This is a genomic window from uncultured Arcobacter sp. (assembly GCF_937982575.1).
In the GTDB taxonomy this organism is placed as follows: domain Bacteria; phylum Campylobacterota; class Campylobacteria; order Campylobacterales; family Arcobacteraceae; genus Arcobacter.
Window position 1 is genome coordinate 376,281 of record NZ_CALJLR010000028.1, and the last position, 20,007, is coordinate 396,287.

The following is a 20,007-nucleotide window of genomic DNA, read 5'->3' on the forward strand; positions in this document are numbered from 1 at the left end:
TTATAATAAATACAATAAATTACTAGGTGAGTTAATGAATATAAAATTAAATTGTGACATGGGTGAGAGTTTTGGCATTTGGAAGATGGGTAAAGATGAAGAGATAATGCCTTATGTTAGTATGGCAAATCTTGCTTGTGGTTTTCATGCCTCAGATCCTTTGACAATGAGTAGAGCTGTTAGTTTAGCCTGTAAACATAGTGTTGAAATTGGTGCTCATCCAGGATATCAAGATTTAGTAGGCTTTGGTAGAAGAAAAATAGTATGTTCGCTTGAAGAGATTGTTGCTATTATCTTATATCAAATTGGAGCATTAAATGCCTTTTGTAAAACTTACGATAAAAGTATCACTTATGTAAAACCCCATGGGGCACTTTTTAATGACATGATGAAAGATGAATTAACTTTTAAAGCAATTTTGAGTGCAATTAGCTCATATGATAAAAGTATAAAACTAGTAATACTATCCACATCAAAAAATGAAGAATATAAACAAATAGCCTTATTGTATGGAATAACTCTTATGTTTGAAGTATATGCTGATAGAAACTATGGAGATGATGGTTTATTACTTTCAAGGGTTGAAGCTGATTCAGTTATTACAGATGAATTAGATATCCTAGAGAGAATAGAAACCCTAAAAGATAGAGGATATATAACAAGTATAAATGGTATGAAACTATTTTTACAAGCAGATACTTTATGTATACACGGAGACAATGAAAAAAGCTATGAGTTTATAAAAATAGCAAGTAGATTGTTAAACTAATGATTTTTAAAGTTGCTTCTGTTGATTCTTTAATTATATATTTTGGCAATGAGATAAATGAAAAAATTGCTTTAGATGTAAAGAGGGCTTATCATTGTCTGATGGGTTTAAATATTGATGGCTTAATAGAAATAATTCCTTCTTATACCTCAATATATATATCTTATGATATTTTTAAGTATGAGTATCTATCTTTAGTGGAACTGCTAAAAAAAAATATAAATTTAGAGTATGAAAAAAGCTTTAAAGAAAATATAGTTACTATAGATGTTTATTATGCAGAAGAGGTAGGATTAGACTTATCTTATATGAGTGATAAAACAAATCTAAGCATTAGCGAAATAATTGATATACACTCAAGTAAGCTATATGATGTATATGCAATAGGATTCTTACCAGGCTTTGCTTATCTTGCTAGTGTTGATGAAAAAATAGCTCTTCCTAGATTATCAACTCCTAGAAAAAAAATACCAAAGGGCTCAGTAGCCATTGCCAATACTCAAACAGCAGTTTACCCTCAAAGTTCACCTGGTGGTTGGAATATTATAGGACGAACTGCAATAGAGTTATTTGATAAGAGTTTAGAAAAACTATCTCCTTTAAGTGTAGGGGATAAAGTAAAATTTAATCCAATATCAAAAGAGGATTTCTTATTGCAAGGTGGGATTATATGAGTTTAGAGATAATTAACAATCCTATCTTAGCAACTATCCAAGATATGGGAAGATACTCTTATTCTCATATAGGAGTTACAAATTCAGGGGTAATGGATGAACACGCCTTTTTATATGCCAATAAAATGCTTTTAAATGCATATACTACAAATACAATAGAGATATCCTTTTCAAATCTTATTTTAAAAGCCCATGCCAATACTCAAATAGCAATCACAGGTGCAATATGTGAATTTTATATAAATGATATACCTAAAAAGTGTTGGCAAACTCATATTATAAAAAGTGGAGATATCTTAAAAATAGGAAAAATACTACAAGGAGCAAGAGTATACTTAAGTGTTAAAGGTGGCTTTGATATAAAAAAAGAGTTTGGTAGTAATAGTACAACTATAAAAGAAAGTCTTGGTGGGTTAGAAGGGGATAGATTAAAAAAGGGTGATATCTTACCTTTTAAACCTTTTTCAAATAATTATAACAAAAGATTACAAGAGAAGTTTATTCCAAAATATGAAGATGAATTAACACTAAGGGTAATACTATCATATCAAGAAGATAGATTCTCTCAAACGCAAAAAGATAAGTTTTTCTCAAGTACCTATACCATAACAAATGAGTTTAATAGAATGGGCTGTAAATTAAGCGGTGAAGCAATAACTTGTGATGTAAATGGAATCATATCAGAAGGGATATCTTTTGGATCTATTCAAATACCAAGTGATGGAGCGCCAATTATATTATTAAAGGATAGACAAACAATAGGTGGATATCCAAAGATTGGTAGTGTATTTAGTATAGATTGTTTTAGTTTATCACAAGCAAAACCAAACAATAAAGTAAGATTTATACCCATAAGTATAGAAGAGGCACAAGAGAAGTTAAGAGCTTTTTATCACTATTTTAGATAGTATTCTCCCTATTAATAAATATAGAGGATTAATTTGGAAGATTTAATAAGAGATGGTGGATATTTAGCATATGTAATACTTTTTTTATATTCATTTGGCGGAGGTTTTGTAGGGCTTGTTATTGCTGGAGTTTTATCGTATGCAGGTGATTTAAATTTAGTTGTATGTATGATAGTTGCTGGTAGTTCAAATTTCTTAGGTGATCAGTTTTTATTCTACATGGCACGGACAAATAAAAACTATGCTAGAGATACAATGAAAAAATATGGTAGAAAAGTTGCTCTTGCACATATATGGATGAGAAGATATGGTTCTCCTGTAGTATTTTTACAAAAGTATGTATATGGGATAAAAACTTTGATTCCACTTGCTATGGGACTTACAAAATATTCATTTCAAAAGTTTACAGTATACAATGCTTTAGCAACAGTGCTTTGGGCAGTAGTAGTAGGTAGTATAAGTTATTCATTGGGTGAGATTGTTTTAACATATGCAGAAGAATACAAGTATTATGGAGTAGCAATTATTTTAATGATTGTACTTGGTGTTACTTATTACTTAAAGAAGATATAAATGCAAGCAATAGATACATTAAACATAGACGATAAGCTAAAAGAGAATCTAAAGTCATTAGGTTATGAAACACTTACTCAAATCCAAGAAGAGTCTTTACCTTTAATACTAGAAGGAAAAGACGTAATAGCAAAAGCAAAAACAGGAAGTGGAAAAACAGCTGCTTTTGGAATAGGGCTTTTAAACAAACTAGATGTAAAAAAATTCAAAGCACAGTGTTTAGTCTTATGTCCTACAAGAGAACTTGCTGACCAAGTAGCAGAAGAACTAAGAAGAATAGCTAGATATAAACACAATATCAAAATATTAACTTTATGTGGTGGTGTTCCATCTAGTAGACAAACACACTCATTAAGCCATGGAGCACATGTGATAGTTGGAACTCCTGGACGAGTGTTATTTCACTTAAGAGAACAAAACCTAGACCCTGAGCATATTGATACACTTGTACTAGATGAAGCAGATAGAATGCTAGACATGGGATTCTTAGAGGATATAGAAAAGGTAATAAGCTTTATACCAAAACAGCGACAAACACTACTATTTTCTGCAACCTATGATGAAAATATAAAAGAGCTTTCAAAAGATATACTTATCAATCCTACATTTAAAAGTGTAGATACTGTGCATACAGAAAGTACAATAAGAGAAGAGTTTATAAAAACCTCAAGAAAAGACACTGTTTTATTAAGGCTATTTTCAACATATAAACCAAGCTCTGTAATAATCTTCTGTAATACTAAAATCAAATGTGATGAACTAGATACATACCTATATGACATGGGATATGACCCTTTAGTTTTACACTCTGATTTTGAACAAAAAACAAGAGATGAAATTATTACACTTTTTTCAAATAAATCATACCCAATACTAATAGCAACTGATGTAGCAAGTAGGGGACTTGATATTGATGATGTGGAGATGGTTATAAACTATGATATGGCAAATGATACAAATGTTTATACACATAGAATAGGAAGAACTGCACGTGCTGGAAAAAGTGGGGTTGCTTTAACTTTATATAATGATTATGATGAAGATAAAGTAGAAGAGCTACAAGACAATAAAGAGTTAGTTTATGTAGATGAAGAGAGTTTGATTGATGAGGTGTATAAATTAACTTCTGAATACAAAACTATTTATATAAGTGGTGGAAAAAAATTAAAACTAAGACCTGCTGATATTTTGGGATGTTTAATTCAAGATAATGGCTTAGATAAAGATGACATAGGAAAAATAAAAATTCTTCCTATGTGTTCTTATGTAGCAATAAAAGTTGATGCCTTTGAGAAAAAAATAAAAGAGTTAGAGTCTTTAAAAATAAAAGGTAAATTTTTTAGAATATTTGATAGATAATAAATATTTTAAAAGTAAAAGCATAATATTGGTAAAATAATTGAATAGGATGTTTTTTCAAGGGATTTGATGAATAATTTAATTGTAAATAATATAAAAAAGTTTTTGGAAGTTAATAGCTTCAATAATGACATCTATGCTTATCTTAAATTTTATGATGAATTAAGAGAGTTAAAAGAAGTAAAACTTATATATGAAAAATTACAAAAATGGGTTGAAGAAACCTTTAATATAAAATCATTAAAAATTACAATTTACTCTGAAAGTGAACATGTTAAAGAGATAGCATATCAAAACTCACCAGATGAAGTTTATGAAAATAGTTCTTTAATTAAACAATACAAAGTAAGTATGAATGCAAATCTAACTATAACATTTAGTCTAGTTTGTAGTGATAAAAAACAACTTCAAGAACTATCAAATAAAGATGGTATTTTAAATACACTTTTTTATATGGTAGCCCCTTTTATTAGCAGTGTATCTTATCAAGAGTTAGTAAAAGAGTTGACATTTAAGGATTCTTTGACTAGTGTATACAACAGAAAGTTTTTAGTTGAACATCTAAATAAACTTTTACCTTTGGCAAAAAGAGAAAATAAAAACATATCATTTTTGATGGTTGGAATTGACCATTTTAAAGCAGTAATTGATGAGTTTGATTATGATATTGGTGATAGAGTTTTAATTAATTTAGCTGAAATATTACAAAAAAATGTTAGAGAATCAGACTTGGTAGTAAGATTAGATTCTGATGAGTTCTTGATAGCATTAGTTGGTATTACAAAACAAGAAGATGCTATGTATGTAGCTCAAAAACTAATTGATGCTTTTGCTACTTGTGAAGTTCAAGTATCCCAAGAGGGTCATGTTTTAAAGAAAACTATCTGTGTGGGTGTTACCCATAGAGATGAAGAAACAAAAACAGTAGATGATATTTTAAGAAATGCTGATATCTCACTGTATGAAGCAAGAAACTTAGGAAGAAGCAAAATAAAAGAGTTTTTTCCCAATAGCGTTGATTGCGTAGATTTATTTTAAAAAAAGGAGTATTTATGGCTGTTGAAGCAAGTGCGAGACATATTTTAATTGATAATGAAGATATTTGTAATCAAGTAAAAGAACAGATTATTAGTGGTGATTTAGATTTTGTGGAGGCTGCTGAACAGTACTCTTTATGTCCTTCAGGTGATGTTGGTGGAGCTTTAGGTACATTTGGTAAAGGTCAAATGGTAAAAGAGTTTGAAGATGTAGTTTTTTCTGCACCTGTAAATGAAATCCAAGGTCCTGTAAAAACACAGTTTGGGTATCATCTTATTGAAGTTACTTCACGAAATGACTAAAATCATTTAATATAAAGGCTAACTTTTTACAGTTGCCTTTATTAATGATTTTAGTTCAAAAATCTCTTCTCTTAATTTTTTAATTTCATCATTTACATGGTGCTCATTTGTTTGTACTTCTTCTATTATATGTTTTTCTTCTTCTTGATTTAAAATAGCCATTGCATCAACTATTATAGCTACAACTAAATTTATCATTACAAAAGTGACTACAAATATAAAAGGAACAAAGAAAATCCAAGCATAAGGGTGTATTTCCATTATTGGCCGTACAATTCCCATAGACCAAGACTCTAAAGTCATAATTTGAAACAGTGTATAAAATGATTCTCCCAATGTACCAAACCATTGTGGGAAAGTTTCAGAAAAAAGATGAGTAGCCATTATTGCAAATATATAGAAAAATAGAGTCATAAGTGCAATAACAGACAACATTCCCGGTATTACACTAATTAGAGCTGTAACTATCTTTCTCATTTGTGGAACTACAGTAATAAGTCTAAATAATCTTAGTACCCTTAAAACTCTCAGTATCTCAAAGCCTGAACTTAGAGGAACTAAAGATATTGCAACTATTGTAAAATCAAAGATACTCCAAGCATCTTTGAAAAAAGAGATTCTATGAACATAAACTCTTAGTATTATTTCTATAGTAAATATAGTAATAACTATTTGATTAAAAATTATTGCATAATCGCCATAGTTAGCCATAAACTCTTTTGAAGTCTCTAATCCCATTGTAATACCATTTAAGACGATTAAATAGGTTATGAACTTGGTAAATAAACCACTATCTACAAATGATTTAATTTTATTAAACATGATAATTCCTATTAGGATAATTTTCGTAATAATAACTAAATTTTCTTAATAAATTATCTTATTTTATCATTCTTCAAAAATTTTAAAGACTATTGCTTTTAGTTCTTTTGCAAGAGTTAAGTTCATATCCTTTTTATTTGTATAGATATAAAATGGTACAGTGTTTAACATAGATTTTTTAAGCCTTTTTCTAACTGTGGATATTTCATCAATAGGGATTATTACTTCTCCATCATATAAGGTAAACTCTTTATTTAATCCTAAAGTAAAAGATACTATTTGATAAGTGAAAAATATATTTTCCTCTTGGGCTTCCCATTTTCTTATAAAATTATCAAGCTCCATACTAAGCTTTTCAAATTTATTTTTTGTAAGATAACCAAAACTTTCTCTAAATTTATATCTCTCAATTTTTGAAAAATTTAAGACTTTATAAAACTCATTTAGATTTTTCCAAGGAGATCTAAAAAATCTTTTACCAAAAAGCACCTCTTCAAAAGACTTGAGGTATTTTTTATCATCATTACTTTGTATATCTTTATTTTTTATCTCAAAATACTCTTTTTTAAATAGTGATATTAGCCAGTTTTCATCAAGCATAGAAACAATATCTAATCTTTTTGTATCATTTTTTTCATTTAAAAAATTCCAAAGCATTGCAATACAATTTGAGGAGTTTTTCTCATAAAACATACCATTTTTAAAATATTTGTTTGACAGGTATAAAACAACATTTTCTAATAAAGCATCAGTTTTTGCAATACCATGGTTATATATTACTTTTTTGTATAAGTTAAATCTCATCTCTAAAAGATGTTCTATATCTATAAGTCCCATATCAAAAAAGCTTATCTGAAAAGATTTTTTTGTTTTTACAAGAACTGTATGTTTAGTGATTCGTAAATTGTCATTTGCACCACCAATATATCCAGATGCGACCATATCTCTATTTATATAATCTAATCTATCCGCATCTATAGTACCACTAATAATTGAGTGCAAGACTTTAAAATCAAATCTATTATGAACTTTCTCTTTTAAAATAAACATACAAAGTTTATGTATAAGTTTTAGGTAATCACTATCAGCTTTTGATTCACTATTTTTTATAAGTTCTTCATTAAATAATATATCTATAAAGTTTTCCCCTATGGCTTCATGTAGTACTTGTGTTCTATTTGATGTGATATTTTCATAAAGAAGTTTAAACTCTTTTTCTTTTTGTAATATCTCATCTGAATTGTTTATTTTATTGTAGACTTTTTTTAAAGCATTTTCAACTTGATGAGAAAAAGGTAGATGTCCTACATCATGTAGAAGTCCAGCTAATCTTAGAGCCTGCAGTGTAATTATATATGTTTCATTGTAGATTTTTGAGTTTGTTGGAATTGTAAATTGATATAAAGCTTTATTATCAAAATATGTGGCACTATCATTAAATGATATATTTAAGTTATCTGTTTTTATAATATCTTGAATAACTCTTCTCATGCCTTTTAAAAACATATCCCTAGTGCTTGAATCACTATTTAAAAGCGCATTTTTTAGCATATAAGAGCTTACATGCATGGTTCCTAAAGAGTGAATAAATCTTTTTGTTGTAATTGAAGGAAAAGAGAAATATGCCAATGCATTTTGTGTAATAAACTGCAATCTACTTAGTATCTTACTTTGAAGTATAGAATCTTCTAGTCTAGTGTACTCTATATGGTTATATATTGTGTCATTGATTAACCTATTTTGAATAGCAAATCCTTTCCTCAAAAATATTTTTATACTATAATTATGACTTAATTTTATTTAATGTTACTACATTATTTCAATTTAATTACAATTTTGTAAATAAGATTGTGATATTGTAATTTGTATGCAAAGGATTAATATATGGAAAAAATTATAATCTATTCAATTGTTTTTTTAGCTGCTTTTTTTATATTGAAAAAAATATTTAAAAAAGGCGGAGGATGTGGCTGTGCAGATGAAGAAAACTGTTCTAATAAATAGAACAGTTTTTTCATAAACTAGTTTTTCTTATTTTCAAATATTCGCTCAGTAAACTCTGCAAATTTACCTCTTACTGCTTTTTCAAGCTCTATTGCAAACATTTTTATTTCATCGTGCTCAATATTTGTCTGTTTTAAAAGTGTAGTTAAGCCATTATTGTATTTATTTAAATACAAATTATCAATTTGTCTATTTGAACCAATAACTATAGCCATACAGCTTTCATCAAGTCTTGAAAGGATTAGTTGAGTAGTTTTTTCACTTGAATTTTGCCACTCATCCATAATAACAATAGCAGAACTAAGTGTTCTTCCTCTTGCTTCTCCAGGCCATAAAGTTTCAATACAATACCTTGAAGTTAGTTCAGATATCTTACTATCTATTGATTCTTTATTTTCTCTATTTTCTGATTTTTTTAGTTGTTTTTTTGCTACAAATTCTAAAGTATCAGATAGTGCCATATTATAAATACGAAATTTCTCATCATTTCCTGATAAGAAACCAATATCAGCACCCTTATCAAGTGATTCAATAGAGTTTCTTACATATACTATTTTGTCATATAATCCTAAATCGATTAGTCTCATGGCAGCTGATATTGACATCAGTGTCTTACCACTTCCTGCTTTTGCATCAATAACTAATAAATCAAACATATTAGAGATAATAGCTTTTGAAAATAGTTTTTGCTTTAGATTTACAGGTTTTACTTGTAAGGCTTTAAAATCACTCTCAGTTAAAACATTTATTATTTTATTTGTAATAATTGCATACTCTTTATTCCCATCTTCACTATTAAATTCATATGCAAAATTTTGAAAAGAGTACTCCTCATCAAAAGATGTTATTAGTTTCCCATCAAGTGAATTAAACTTTGATGAGTCTAAATCTAAAGTTTTTAAAAATTGAAATGTAGGAACTATGGATTTATCATCATGCAGAGTTTCAGCTTTTATTCCTTTAAACTGGGCAAATGTTCTAGCATAAATATCTATTGATAAAAATATTATTTGAGCACCCTTATAATACTCTTGAGCAACACTTGCAACTTCAATTATCCTTTTATCATTGCTTTCACTTAAGTGTACTTGCTCTATTTCAGATTCATATTTATCTTTTGCAATAACATGTAGTTGAAGTTCATCATTAAAATACTTTACCACCTTAAAATTACTTTTATGGTCAACTTCTTTTATTTTCATTTTGGCTAGAAGTCTAGCAAACTCTCTTGATTGATATCCAAGTTCATTAGTTAACTTTTTTTTATCTTCAAGTTCAAATAAAACAGTTTCTGGCACAACTAGTACATTAGAGCCATCATCACTAATTTTATACAGGTTTTGTAGGTTCTGTAGAATAATGTTTGTATCTACTACGTATATTTTTTCTTTCATAAAGTATTATAGCATTTATTTATTACATATAAATAACAATAGATAAAAAAATTATTTATTACAAAATGGTAACAGATGTTTTACTTTTCCTGCAAATTTTATGTGTTAGTATTTTCAAAAAATTTAAAAAGGAATTTTTAATGAAGAATATATCAATTAGAAATAAGTTGATTGGTTTAATTGTTACAAGTTTAGTTCTTTTATCCATTATATTACTTCTAGTAAGCCTTACAGAGACTTCAAAAGCTACAAAAAAAGAAAAGCTAGCTCAACTTGACTCATTAGTCGTGTCTAAAAAACAACATATCACAGATTATTTTAATACTTTATCTGGACTACTTATATCAGTTGCAAATAGTAATTCTACATCTGATGCATTATATTATTTTTCTAGATTTTATAAAGCAATTGAAGAAGATGTAAAAAATGATATAGATTTAATATTAAAAAAAGATTTTGCTACTGTTAAATCTGAAGTAATAAATCATTATGAAACACACTACCTTAACAAGATAAATTTTGAACTATCAAATGTAGATAATAAAAGAGCGACAGAAGAGTATTTACCAAAAACAAACAGTGGTATCATTGCACAATATATCTATATTGTAAAAAATGAAGCTCAAATAGGCAATAAAAATGATATGCCAAATGAAACAGTCTTAGCAGCTACATATACAATGACCCATGAAAAATACCATGATACTTTTAATACGGTTTTAAAAAAATTTGATTTATACGATATCTTTTTAGTAGATAAAAAAGGCAATATTGTTTATTCAGCCTATAAAGAGAAAGATTTTGCCACAAATATAAATACAGGAGTTTATTCTAAAAGTGCAATTGCAGAAGTTAATAGTAAAGCTTCAAAGTTAAAAGCTGGAGAAATAGCATTTTCAGACTTTAAACCATATGAACCAAGTCTCAATGCTCCTGCCTCATTTTTAGCAACACCAGTATTTAGAAAAAGTAAAAGAGTTGGAAATTTGATTATTCAGTTACCAACTTCAAAAATTGATTCTATTATGAGTTTTAATAATGAGTTTGATAAATCAGGTTTAGGAAAAACAGAAAGTGTATTTTTAGTTGGAAGTGACTATAAAATGAGAAATGATTATAGATTTATTGATAGTTTAACAAATAAGGATGTTAAAAGTTCAAGTACAACTGTTTCTCTTTTTGAAATGAAGACAGAGTCCACACTTGATGTTTTTAAAAATGGTAAAAATCATAAAGAGATAAAAAATATAAATGCAGAGGATGTCTTAAGTTCTTATGATACTTTAGATGTATTTGATACAAAATGGGCAGTAGTTGCTGAAATAAATAGTGATGAAGCCTTTGAACAAGCAACACAATTAAATATGATATTGATAGGTATATCTTTACTTGTTTTATCTATCACAATATTTGTATCAATAATTTTACTAAATGGATTTATTATTAAGCCCTTAAATAGGTTTCAAAATGGACTGTTAGGCTTTTTTAAGTATTTAAATAATGAAGTGTCAAATGTTGAATATCTAGATGAAAGAGGAGATGATGAAATCTCTAAGATGTCAAGTGTGGTAAATGAAAATATTAAAAAAACAGATGAAACAATAAAGAAGGATAAAATTCTAATAGCTGAAACAGTTAAGGTTTTAGGAGAGTTTCAAAATGGAGATCTATCACAAAGAATTAAAAAAGATTCCAATAATCCAGCACTAAATGAACTAAAAAATGTTTTAAATAATATGGGAAGTAATTTAGAACACAATATAGAAAATATCTTAAATGTTTTAGAAAAATATACGCACCATAACTATTTGGAAAAGGTTGACAGTGGAAATCTACAAGTTCATTTATTGAAATTAGCAGATGGGGTAAATAATTTAGGTGACTCAATAACTGAGATTTTAATTGAAAATAAAAGAAATGGATTGACCCTTGATGAAAGCTCTGATATGTTACTTGTAAATGTAAACAAATTGAATCTAAGTTCTAGTGAAGCTGCAGCATCTTTAGAGCAAACAGCTGCTGCTATTGAAGAGATAACTGGAAATATAAGAAACAATACTGAAAATATAGCAAAAATGTCTCAACTATCTACAAATGTAACAAAATCTGCTGACAATGGAGAAGATTTAGCAAACAAAACTACAATAGCAATGGATGATATAAATAAACAAGTTAGTTCTATAAATGAAGCAATTGGTGTTATTGATCAAATTGCTTTCCAGACAAATATTCTATCACTTAATGCTGCCGTTGAAGCAGCAACAGCAGGTGAGGCTGGAAAAGGCTTTGCAGTAGTTGCCCAAGAAGTTAGAAACCTTGCAACAAGAAGTGCAGAGGCGGCACGTGAGATTAAAACAATAGTAGAGATTGCTACATCTAAAGCAAATGAGGGTAAAAATATTGCTGATGATATGATAAATGGTTATAAGAATTTAAATAAAGATATTACTCAAACTATAGGATTAATTGCTGATATTGAAATGGCAAGTAAAGAGCAACTCAATGGAATAGAGCAAATAAATGATGCAGTAACAAATTTAGATAGACAAACACAAGAAAATGCAATTGTAGCTGCTGAGTCAAACGAAATTGCTATGATTACAGATGAAATATCAAAATTAGTTGTAAGTAATGCAAACTCAAAAGAGTTTATAGGTAAAGATGATGTTAAAGGTAGAAAAAAGAAGAAAATGAGAAAATTAAAAGATAACCATGAAAGTAACTCTATTGAAGTAGGTAAAAAAGAAGAAAATGAGAAAATTAAAAGATAACCATGAAAGTAACTCTATTGAAGTAGGTAAAAAAGAAGAAAAAGGTGATTGGGAGAGTTTTTAAACTCTCCTTTGTTAAATAAGTTTTTCTCTTGAAATAATAACTCCATCAGAATCTGCATATAAATAATCACCCTCATTAAAAGTAACTCCACCAAAACTTAGTTGATTTCCTCTTGATGAAGGTGTTTTTTCAAAATTTCTTAATGGACAAGTTCCAATAGCATATAAAGCAACATCTATATCTTTTGTATAAGAAGTATCTCTAACATAACCATTTATAATAATAGCTTGCCAATTATTTTTTTTAGCAAATGCCATAAGTTTATCCCCAACAACTCCAAAAAAATATCTAGCATTATCTACAACTACAACTTTTCCTTCTCCATTTTCATCTCTTAACATCTCTAATAGTTCCCAGTTACTTTTATCTAGTTTAATAGTAACAATTTCCCCTGCACATTTTTTAAGTCCTCCATAGTTTTTATATTCATTGGATAGTACTTCTATCTTTTTGTCCTGATTATCATCACATAAATCAGCAGTATCAAAAATCATTTTTTCCCCTTTAAATTATTATTGAAGTTGGGAGTTTATATAAATAAAGTGTACATTATATGTACAACTTAAAAAAATTTAAGAATTTGCAAGTAAAAAAGCAAAAATGCTACAAAAAGAAACATAATTTTAGATATTGTATTGTATTTATTGAGTTAAATAAAAATAAACTTAAGAGATAAGTAGAAAAAAGAGATAAAAAAAGGCTAGTCTAAAAGACTAACCTTAAATATAATAGTAAATTAATTTATTATTATAAAGCTGTTACGTTCTCAGCTTGTGGACCTTTTTGACCTTCAGCTACTTCGAAAGTTACTTTTTGACCTTCGTTTAAAGATACTCTTCCGTATCCAGTACTGTTAATTTGTCTATAATGTACGAATACATCTTTTCCACCGTTTTCTTGTTCGATAAATCCAAAACCTTTTTCACTGTTGAACCATTTTACTGTTCCGTTTACTAAATCTGCCATGCAGTTTCCTTTGTTGTTTAAAATATACTTTATTGCTAAAGTGGTAGAAAATATAAATTTGAGTGTTCTTTATGGTAGATTATTTGTATACTTGTAAACAGTTTTCAATAAAAAAAGCCAAAGATGAAACTCGAAACCATCTTCATAAAAAACAGTATAGCAAAAATAAAATTTAAATGCAAGTTTTAAGCATAAAAATTACAATTTAACTCTTTCTTCGTCAATTATTACACTCCATCCCTCATATTCAGGGGATTCTTCTATCTCTTTTATTTTAGAATTTGTTAAGTTTAAATAGCTCATTTTCTTTCCATCCCACACAATACAAGGAAAAGTCTTCTCTTTTATAAAAATTGACTTAATTATTTTTAATATATTTTTTATCATAATACTCTTTTATATACTGCAAAAAAATGAGGAACGCTAGGAACTTGCTCATCATCATAAGCTAAAAAACTAATTTCTTTTAATTTATCACTTAGAACAAACTGGTCTATTTCATCTTTATCTAAAGGTAGAGGTATATCATCTTTTTGTCTACTTTTTTCTCTACTTCTACAAGAAACTAAAGCATAACCATTTTTACAAACTAAATTAGATATTGCTACTCTTGCTTTTGTTCTATAAACTCCTGGTAAAACTTGAATGGTATTACACTCATAAACTAAATCAAAATTTTGGAACCATGAATTATCATATTCAAAAAGATTTGCAACTAAATAGTTTACTTTTGAATTAGGGTATCTTTTTTTACAAAGTTCTATTGCTGTTGGTGCTATATCAAATGCAGTTACCTCAAATCCAAGTTGACTTAAAGCTTGGGCATCATCACCAACTCCACATCCTACAACAATAGCTTTAGGATTTTGTTTTTTTATTGGATGGTTTTTTATCCAATCCATTAAATAAGGATTGGGTTCTAAATCAGCCCAGAATACTTTTTTATAATCGCCATTAGCAATTTTATAAATAGTATCAAACCAATCTAGTGGTTTATCATTATCTTGATACTCTTTAACCATCTGTTTGTATTCTATTGGATCAAATATTTCCATTTCAACTCCTAATATTTTTTATTTTATAAAAAATAAGTTTTTATTAGTATAATTTTAACTTTTAAAAAAATATATTTATGTTTCATTAATCTATTAATATTAGAATATGAAAATTAGGAGAAAAAATGCAAAATAAAAAAGTTGTTATAGTTTCAGTTGCCATTTTAATAGGACTGTTTTTAATAGGTGGATATTTTTATAAACAAAATAAAACAGATTCATATAAAAAAATATCAAATGAAAATGCAGAACTCTTTCAAAGAGATTACTCTTTAGTTATTGGACCAAAAGATGCAAAAGTTCAATTAGTAGAGTTTTTTGATCCAGCTTGTGGTGCTTGTGCTTACTATTATCCATATGTAAAAGGGATATTGAAAAAACATAAAGATGATATTAAATTGGTTGTAAGGTATGCACCTTTTCATCAAAATTCAAACTATGCTGTAAAAATGCTAGAAGGAGCAAGGGCTCAAAATCTTTTTAATGAGACTTTAGAGTTAATGTTTAATACTCAAGCTCAATGGATAGATGGACATGTTGTAAACCCAAGAAACCTTTGGATAGTTTTAGAAAGATCTAACCTTTTAGATATGAAAAGATTGTCTGCAAGTATGGATGATATATTTATAGATAAGATTGTAGAACAAGACTTAAGTGATGCAAGAGTTTTAAATGTAAGAAAAACTCCATCATTTTTTGTAAATGGAAAACTTATTCAAGAGTTAAGTTTAGATAATTTAAATAAACTAATCGAGTCTGAGTTATAAAAGATACTTTAAAAGTATCTTTTATTGACATTCTGTATTTATAAACTTAACATCTTCATTTTTTAAATAATCACAATCTTTTTTTAGTAAACTAACTCCATTGAACTGTGCACCAAAAGCCAAAACATCACTTAGGTTTGAAGTAGTTAAATCCACATCAACAAATCTTGCATCTGCTATTCTTGAAGATGAAAAATCCACATTACTAATAACTGCTTCGTTAAATTGTACTCCCCAAAGATTTGTTCCTACAAAAGAGATATTTTCCAATTCTGTAAGTTGTAAATTAGCACCTTTTAAAATACTTCTATCAAAAGTTGAGTTTTTAATTATTGAACTTTCAAAATTTACTCTAAAAAAGTTTGAATCAATTGCTTTAACGTTTTCAATTCTTGTTCCCCATAAAATGGCTTTGGCAAAATTTGATTTTGATAAATTCGCACCTGATAAATTAGACCCAGCTAAATTTGCACCTCCTAGGTCCATATTCGACAGGTTTGCACCTGATAAATCACACTCTTCACAAATAAGTGTTTTTTTGAATTTTTCAAGTTCTACATTATCATATGAAAAAAGAAAAGAAACACAAAAAACTAAAAATAGTAGGTTTTTCATTTTTTACTCTCCTTCATAAGCGTTATAAACTTGTCAGCTTTTAAGCCACCCATAGTTTTGTTATAAACATTTTCTCCATCCATTGAAAAGTAAAATCTTGGTATTCCCCAAAACTGCATCTGCTTTGGAATATTTTTGTCACTTATATCAAATTGATATGAGATAAAATTTTTATTAACGAAGTTTTTAATTTCCTCTTTTGTAAAAACATGTTTTTTCATGTAGTTACACTCTGGACAAGTTGGAGAACTGACCATTACGAAGATTGGCTTATTTTGTTCTTTCGCCTTTTTTATCGTATCTTCATAATTCTTTTCCCAATTAATACTTGCTGCATTTAATGAAAGAAAAGTAATAAATAATATTGCAAAAAATTTAAACATTTTGACTCCTTTTTATATCTTGATATTATAACTATTTTTTATGCTAAAAGATTCTTAAATTTGAATTTTAGTTATTAAGTAAGAATATAATAAAATAAATCCTTTAACTAGATTATTGGAGATATTATGAGTATTATAAAAAAAGTTACATTTATTGCAAAAGATGATTGTATTAAAGAAATGAAAGATTTATTAAAAACAATGGTTGAGCCTTCTAAAAATGAGAAAGGTTGTCTGTCATATGAAATTTACCAACTAAAAGAAAATCCTGCAAAATTTGTAGTAGTTGAAGCTTGGGAAGATGACGTTTCTTTAAATGGACACAAAACTACAGAGCACTATATTCACTATAAAGCAACATTTGAACCATACTGTAAAGAAAAATACAGTGATGATTTAGAAATCATATAAGGTGTTGATTTGAAAAACTTATGGACAAATGAAGAAGCGCAAAATTTTAAAAGTGATTTAGAATTAAGAGTATATACCTCAAATTTATTGGGACGAAGTGATGAACTTGTGTTGCATGGGGGAGGAAATACTTCTGTTAAATCAAAAGTAGATGGCGAAGATATCCTTTATGTAAAAGGTAGTGGTTGGGATTTGGTAAGTATTGAAAAAGAGGGATTTGCTCCTGTTAAACTTGATACTTTAATCAAAATGGCTAAGCTTGAAAGTTTAAGTGATAGTGATATGGTATCACAACAAAAAGCAGCAATGATTGACAAAAGTGCACCAAATCCTTCAGTGGAAGCAATTTTACATGCAATTATTCCTTTTAAATTCGTAGACCATACACATGCAGATGCAGTTGTAACTATTTCAAACAGTAAAAATGGAATAGAGAACATTAAAAAAGTTTTTCCAAACTTTTTAATTATCCCTTATGTTATGCCAGGTTTTATTTTAGCACGTACAATTTATGAAATGGCAAAAGATTATGATTGGAAAAATAGTGATGGAATTATTTTACATAATCATGGAATTTTTACTTTTGATGATGATGCAAAAAAATCATATGACAAGATGATAGCTGCTGTTAGCTTAGCTGAAAAGTTTTTAGAAGATAATGCAAAACTAGATATTGCTTCTTTAGATGTAAAAGAGTTTGATTTAACAGAGCTAAAAGAAGTTATCTCAAAAGAGAAAGGCTATGAAGTATCACTTACGGTAAATCAAGATAAAGAGGCTGTATATTATGCTTCACAAGAAAATTTAAAACACAATGTTACAAAAGGGGTTTTAACTCCTGAGCATATTATTAGAACAAAAAGAGTTCCTTTAGTTTTAGAAAATAGTGATATCCAAAATAGTGTAGATGAGTACAAAAAAGAGTATATAAACTATTTTGAAAAATACTCAAAAGATGAGATATGCTTAAATCCTGCTCCAAACTATGCAGTTATAAAAGATTTTGGAATTGTATGTTTTGGAAAAAATGAAAAAGAAGCAAGTATTATAAATGATATTGTTTCACATACTATTAGTGCAGTATTAAAATCAGAAAAACTAGGTGGATATGTAAGTATAAGCCAAAAAGATAGTTTTGAGATGGAATACTGGGAATTAGAACAAGCAAAATTAAAAAAGTAAAAGAAGTACAATGAAATATTTAATGGCCATAGATGCAGGAACAGGAAGTGTTCGTGCAGTAATATTTGATATTAATGGAGAACAAATTAGTGTAGGTCAGAGGGAATGGACACATTTAGAAGAGAGTGGAGTTCCTAACAGCATGAGTTTTGACTTTGATACAAACTGGCAATTATGTATTGATTGTATAAAAGAAGCAATTAAAAAAGCAGATATAAATTCTGATGATATTTTAGCCCTTAGTTCAACTAGTATGAGAGAAGGTATTGTTTTATATGATGAAAATGGAAGTGAGCTTTGGGGTGTAGCAAATGTTGATGCAAGAGCATCAAAGGAAGTAAAATATTTAAAAGAAAACTTTCAAGGAATTGAAGAAGAGTTTTATAAAACTTCTGGGCAAACTTTTGCTTTAGGGGCCCTTCCTAGAATAATGTGGTTAAAAAACAATAGTCCAGGAGTTTATGAAAAAGTAGCAAAAATCTCTATGATTGGAGATTGGATTTTAGCAAAACTAAGTGGCATAATTGCAAGTGATCCAAGTAATGGTGGAACTACTGGAATCTTTTCTCTTAAAAATAGAACTTGGGATACAAAACAAGCTTCAAAGGTGGGTTTAAAAGATGATATTTTCCCTCCTTGTTATGAAGTGGGAACAGTAATTGGTAGTGTAAACGAAAAAGCTTCAAAACAAAGTGGACTATCCTTAAATACAAAAGTTGTTATGGGTGGAGGAGATGTTCAATTAGGCTCTGCTGGTCTTGGTGTAGTCGAAATTGGCCAAGTTGCGGTTCTTGGTGGTTCTTTTTGGCAACAAATTGTAAATATATCAAGTGATATTAATCCTCCTCAGGACATGAGTTTAAGAGTAAATCCTCACGTTATAACAAATCAATCTCAAGCTGAAGGGATTACATTTTTTTCTGGGCTAATTATGAGATGGTTTAGGGATGCTTTTTGTGATATGGAAAAACTTGAAGCTAAAGAAAAGAATCTTGATGTTTATGAGATATTAGAAGAAAAAGCAAAAAATGTACCCCTTGGTTCAAATGGAATTATGCCTATTTTCTCTGACTCTATGAAGTATGGTAAGTGGTATCATGCAGCACCTTCTTTTATAAATCTTAGTATTGATTCAAATATTTGTAATAAAGCCTCTATGTTTAGAAGCTTACAAGAAAACGCTTGTATAGTTTCATCTATAAATTTAGAAAAAGTAGAAGAGTTTACAAAGCTTAAATTTTCTGAAATAGTTTTTGCAGGAGGGGCCAGTAAAGGAAAACTTTGGCCTCAAATATTAGCAGATGTAACAGGGTGTAAAATAAAAATACCAAAAGTTACAGAAGCAACAGCCCTAGGAGCAGCAATGGCTGCAGGTGTTGGAGCTGGAATCTTTAAATCATTGAGTGATGCCTCAAAAGAGTTGGTTGTTTGGGATAAAGAGTATCTACCAAATATGGAAAATAAAAAAGCATATGATGATATAAAAAATAAATGGATTAAAGTTTATGAAAAACAGTTAGAGTTAGTTGATTTAGGATTAACTAATTCTATGTGGAAAGCACCAGGAGTATAGATGAAATTAACAAATGAAAATGATCACGAATATAGATATGGAACACATGGACCAAAATATTTAACAAAAGGTCCTATGGTAGATATGGGAGTTGTTGTTATTGGAGTAGGGGAAGAACACCCTTGTCATAAACACGTTTTTCAAGAAGAGTCATTTTTTGCATTAGAGGGTGAGTGTAGTGTTTATCTTGATGGTGTTAAAATCACACTTAAAAAGGGTGATTATCTACAGTGTGAATTAGGTGAGTCACATATGTTTATAAATGAGAGTGATAAACCTTTTAAAGCAGTTTTTATTAAAGCACCACATTCTGATGTAAAAGATTCTGTATATATTGATTGGAAGCCAGGGGAAGAGTTTATAAAAGAGGAATAGTT

At 28.5% G+C, this 20,007-nt stretch carries 22 protein-coding genes and 1 pseudogene; 14 read left to right on the plus strand and 9 right to left on the minus strand.

Annotated elements, in window-relative coordinates; all coding sequences use genetic code 11:
• Window positions 1–34 precede the first annotated feature (34 nt).
• The 7 genes from Q0617_RS15070 to Q0617_RS15100 all read left to right on the plus strand — a co-directional run bounded on the left by Q0617_RS15070 (window position 35) and on the right by Q0617_RS15100 (window position 5,623).
• Window positions 35–769 carry a 5-oxoprolinase subunit PxpA gene (locus Q0617_RS15070; RefSeq protein ID WP_298754569.1) on the plus strand — a complete coding sequence of 245 codons (735 nt, stop codon included), beginning with the start codon at window positions 35–37 and terminating at the stop codon, window positions 767–769.
• On the plus strand, window positions 769–1,443 hold the full coding sequence (gene pxpB, locus Q0617_RS15075) for a 5-oxoprolinase subunit PxpB (protein ID WP_298754571.1): 675 nt from the start codon (window positions 769–771) through the stop codon (window positions 1,441–1,443). Before Q0617_RS15070 ends, pxpB begins: the two co-directional genes overlap by 1 nt.
• On the plus strand, window positions 1,440–2,351 hold the full coding sequence (locus Q0617_RS15080) for a biotin-dependent carboxyltransferase family protein (RefSeq protein ID WP_298754573.1): 912 nt from the start codon (window positions 1,440–1,442) through the stop codon (window positions 2,349–2,351). The genes pxpB and Q0617_RS15080 overlap by 4 nt, the downstream gene beginning before the upstream one ends.
• Before the next feature lie 33 nt (window positions 2,352–2,384).
• Window positions 2,385–2,924: a DedA family protein gene (locus Q0617_RS15085; protein ID WP_298754575.1), complete on the plus strand. Its 540-nt coding sequence runs from the start codon at window positions 2,385–2,387 to the stop codon at window positions 2,922–2,924.
• The gene (gene dbpA, locus Q0617_RS15090; protein WP_298754577.1) at window positions 2,925–4,283 is read left to right on the plus strand and encodes an ATP-dependent RNA helicase DbpA; all 1,359 of its coding nucleotides are present in this window, start codon (window positions 2,925–2,927) and stop codon (window positions 4,281–4,283) included.
• Window positions 4,284–4,352: 69 nt separating this feature from the next.
• Window positions 4,353–5,321 (plus strand): GGDEF domain-containing protein, encoded by a 969-nt coding sequence (locus Q0617_RS15095; protein WP_298754580.1) that lies wholly within the window; start codon window positions 4,353–4,355, stop codon window positions 5,319–5,321.
• 14 nt (window positions 5,322–5,335) lie between these two features.
• The gene (locus tag Q0617_RS15100; protein ID WP_298754582.1) at window positions 5,336–5,623 is read left to right on the plus strand and encodes a peptidylprolyl isomerase; all 288 of its coding nucleotides are present in this window, start codon (window positions 5,336–5,338) and stop codon (window positions 5,621–5,623) included.
• 18 nt (window positions 5,624–5,641) lie between these two features.
• Here Q0617_RS15100 and Q0617_RS15105 read toward each other — a convergent pair whose 3' ends face one another.
• Window positions 5,642–6,445 carry an ion transporter gene (locus tag Q0617_RS15105; RefSeq protein ID WP_298754584.1) on the minus strand — a complete coding sequence of 268 codons (804 nt, stop codon included), beginning with the start codon at window positions 6,443–6,445 and terminating at the stop codon, window positions 5,642–5,644.
• A gap of 66 nt (window positions 6,446–6,511) precedes the next feature.
• Entirely contained in the window at window positions 6,512–8,209 is a 1,698-nt protein-coding gene (locus Q0617_RS15110) for an HD domain-containing protein (RefSeq protein WP_298754586.1), read from the minus strand.
• Window positions 8,210–8,329: 120 nt separating this feature from the next.
• Between Q0617_RS15110 and Q0617_RS15115 the strand changes: the two genes are divergently transcribed.
• Complete coding sequence (locus tag Q0617_RS15115; RefSeq protein ID WP_298754589.1) at window positions 8,330–8,449, plus strand: FeoB-associated Cys-rich membrane protein; 120 nt, start codon at window positions 8,330–8,332, stop codon at window positions 8,447–8,449.
• A 17-nt stretch (window positions 8,450–8,466) separates the two neighbouring features.
• On the opposite strand, the gene Q0617_RS15120 is transcribed toward Q0617_RS15115, so the two are convergent.
• Window positions 8,467–9,843, minus strand: coding sequence for a PhoH family protein (locus Q0617_RS15120; RefSeq protein ID WP_298754591.1), 1,377 nt, complete (start codon window positions 9,841–9,843; stop codon window positions 8,467–8,469).
• Between the two features lie 1,364 nt (window positions 9,844–11,207).
• Here Q0617_RS15120 and Q0617_RS15125 point away from each other — a divergent pair.
• Window positions 11,208–12,614, plus strand: a pseudogene (locus tag Q0617_RS15125) (methyl-accepting chemotaxis protein); the annotation flags it as partial.
• 75 nt (window positions 12,615–12,689) lie between these two features.
• Here the strand turns inward: Q0617_RS15125 and Q0617_RS15130 are convergent.
• The 4 genes from Q0617_RS15130 to Q0617_RS15145 form a co-directional block, all read right to left on the minus strand.
• Window positions 12,690–13,172 (minus strand): S-adenosylmethionine--2-demethylmenaquinone methyltransferase, encoded by a 483-nt coding sequence (locus Q0617_RS15130; protein WP_298754593.1) that lies wholly within the window; start codon window positions 13,170–13,172, stop codon window positions 12,690–12,692.
• A gap of 253 nt (window positions 13,173–13,425) precedes the next feature.
• The gene (locus Q0617_RS15135; RefSeq protein ID WP_013135109.1) at window positions 13,426–13,644 is read right to left on the minus strand and encodes a cold-shock protein; all 219 of its coding nucleotides are present in this window, start codon (window positions 13,642–13,644) and stop codon (window positions 13,426–13,428) included.
• Between the two features lie 198 nt (window positions 13,645–13,842).
• Window positions 13,843–14,031 carry a hypothetical protein gene (locus tag Q0617_RS15140; RefSeq protein WP_298754598.1) on the minus strand — a complete coding sequence of 63 codons (189 nt, stop codon included), beginning with the start codon at window positions 14,029–14,031 and terminating at the stop codon, window positions 13,843–13,845.
• Window positions 14,028–14,699 carry a class I SAM-dependent methyltransferase gene (locus Q0617_RS15145; protein WP_298754600.1) on the minus strand — a complete coding sequence of 224 codons (672 nt, stop codon included), beginning with the start codon at window positions 14,697–14,699 and terminating at the stop codon, window positions 14,028–14,030. Before Q0617_RS15145 ends, Q0617_RS15140 begins: the two co-directional genes overlap by 4 nt.
• A 125-nt stretch (window positions 14,700–14,824) precedes the next feature.
• Between Q0617_RS15145 and Q0617_RS15150 the strand changes: the two genes are divergently transcribed.
• Window positions 14,825–15,466 carry a thioredoxin domain-containing protein gene (locus Q0617_RS15150; protein WP_298754603.1) on the plus strand — a complete coding sequence of 214 codons (642 nt, stop codon included), beginning with the start codon at window positions 14,825–14,827 and terminating at the stop codon, window positions 15,464–15,466.
• A gap of 21 nt (window positions 15,467–15,487) precedes the next feature.
• Here Q0617_RS15150 and Q0617_RS15155 read toward each other — a convergent pair whose 3' ends face one another.
• Together Q0617_RS15155 and Q0617_RS15160 are read right to left on the minus strand one after the other, a co-directional pair.
• Window positions 15,488–16,081 (minus strand): pentapeptide repeat-containing protein, encoded by a 594-nt coding sequence (locus Q0617_RS15155; RefSeq protein WP_298754605.1) that lies wholly within the window; start codon window positions 16,079–16,081, stop codon window positions 15,488–15,490.
• Window positions 16,078–16,464 carry a thioredoxin family protein gene (locus tag Q0617_RS15160; RefSeq protein ID WP_298754607.1) on the minus strand — a complete coding sequence of 129 codons (387 nt, stop codon included), beginning with the start codon at window positions 16,462–16,464 and terminating at the stop codon, window positions 16,078–16,080. Before Q0617_RS15160 ends, Q0617_RS15155 begins: the two co-directional genes overlap by 4 nt.
• A gap of 126 nt (window positions 16,465–16,590) precedes the next feature.
• On the opposite strand from Q0617_RS15160, the gene Q0617_RS15165 reads away from it, so the two are divergent.
• The 4 genes from Q0617_RS15165 to Q0617_RS15180 are packed head-to-tail and all read left to right on the plus strand — an operon-like array spanning window position 16,591 to window position 20,005.
• Complete coding sequence (locus Q0617_RS15165; RefSeq protein WP_298754609.1) at window positions 16,591–16,875, plus strand: putative quinol monooxygenase; 285 nt, start codon at window positions 16,591–16,593, stop codon at window positions 16,873–16,875.
• 9 nt (window positions 16,876–16,884) lie between these two features.
• Window positions 16,885–18,057: a class II aldolase/adducin family protein gene (locus tag Q0617_RS15170; protein ID WP_298754611.1), complete on the plus strand. Its 1,173-nt coding sequence runs from the start codon at window positions 16,885–16,887 to the stop codon at window positions 18,055–18,057.
• 10 nt (window positions 18,058–18,067) lie between these two features.
• Window positions 18,068–19,630: an autoinducer-2 kinase gene (gene lsrK / locus Q0617_RS15175; protein WP_298754612.1), complete on the plus strand. Its 1,563-nt coding sequence runs from the start codon at window positions 18,068–18,070 to the stop codon at window positions 19,628–19,630.
• A complete protein-coding gene (locus Q0617_RS15180; RefSeq protein ID WP_298754614.1) occupies window positions 19,631–20,005 on the plus strand; it encodes a cupin domain-containing protein in 375 nt (124 codons plus the stop codon). It abuts the gene before it with no gap.
• Window positions 20,006–20,007: the final 2 nt, after the last annotated feature.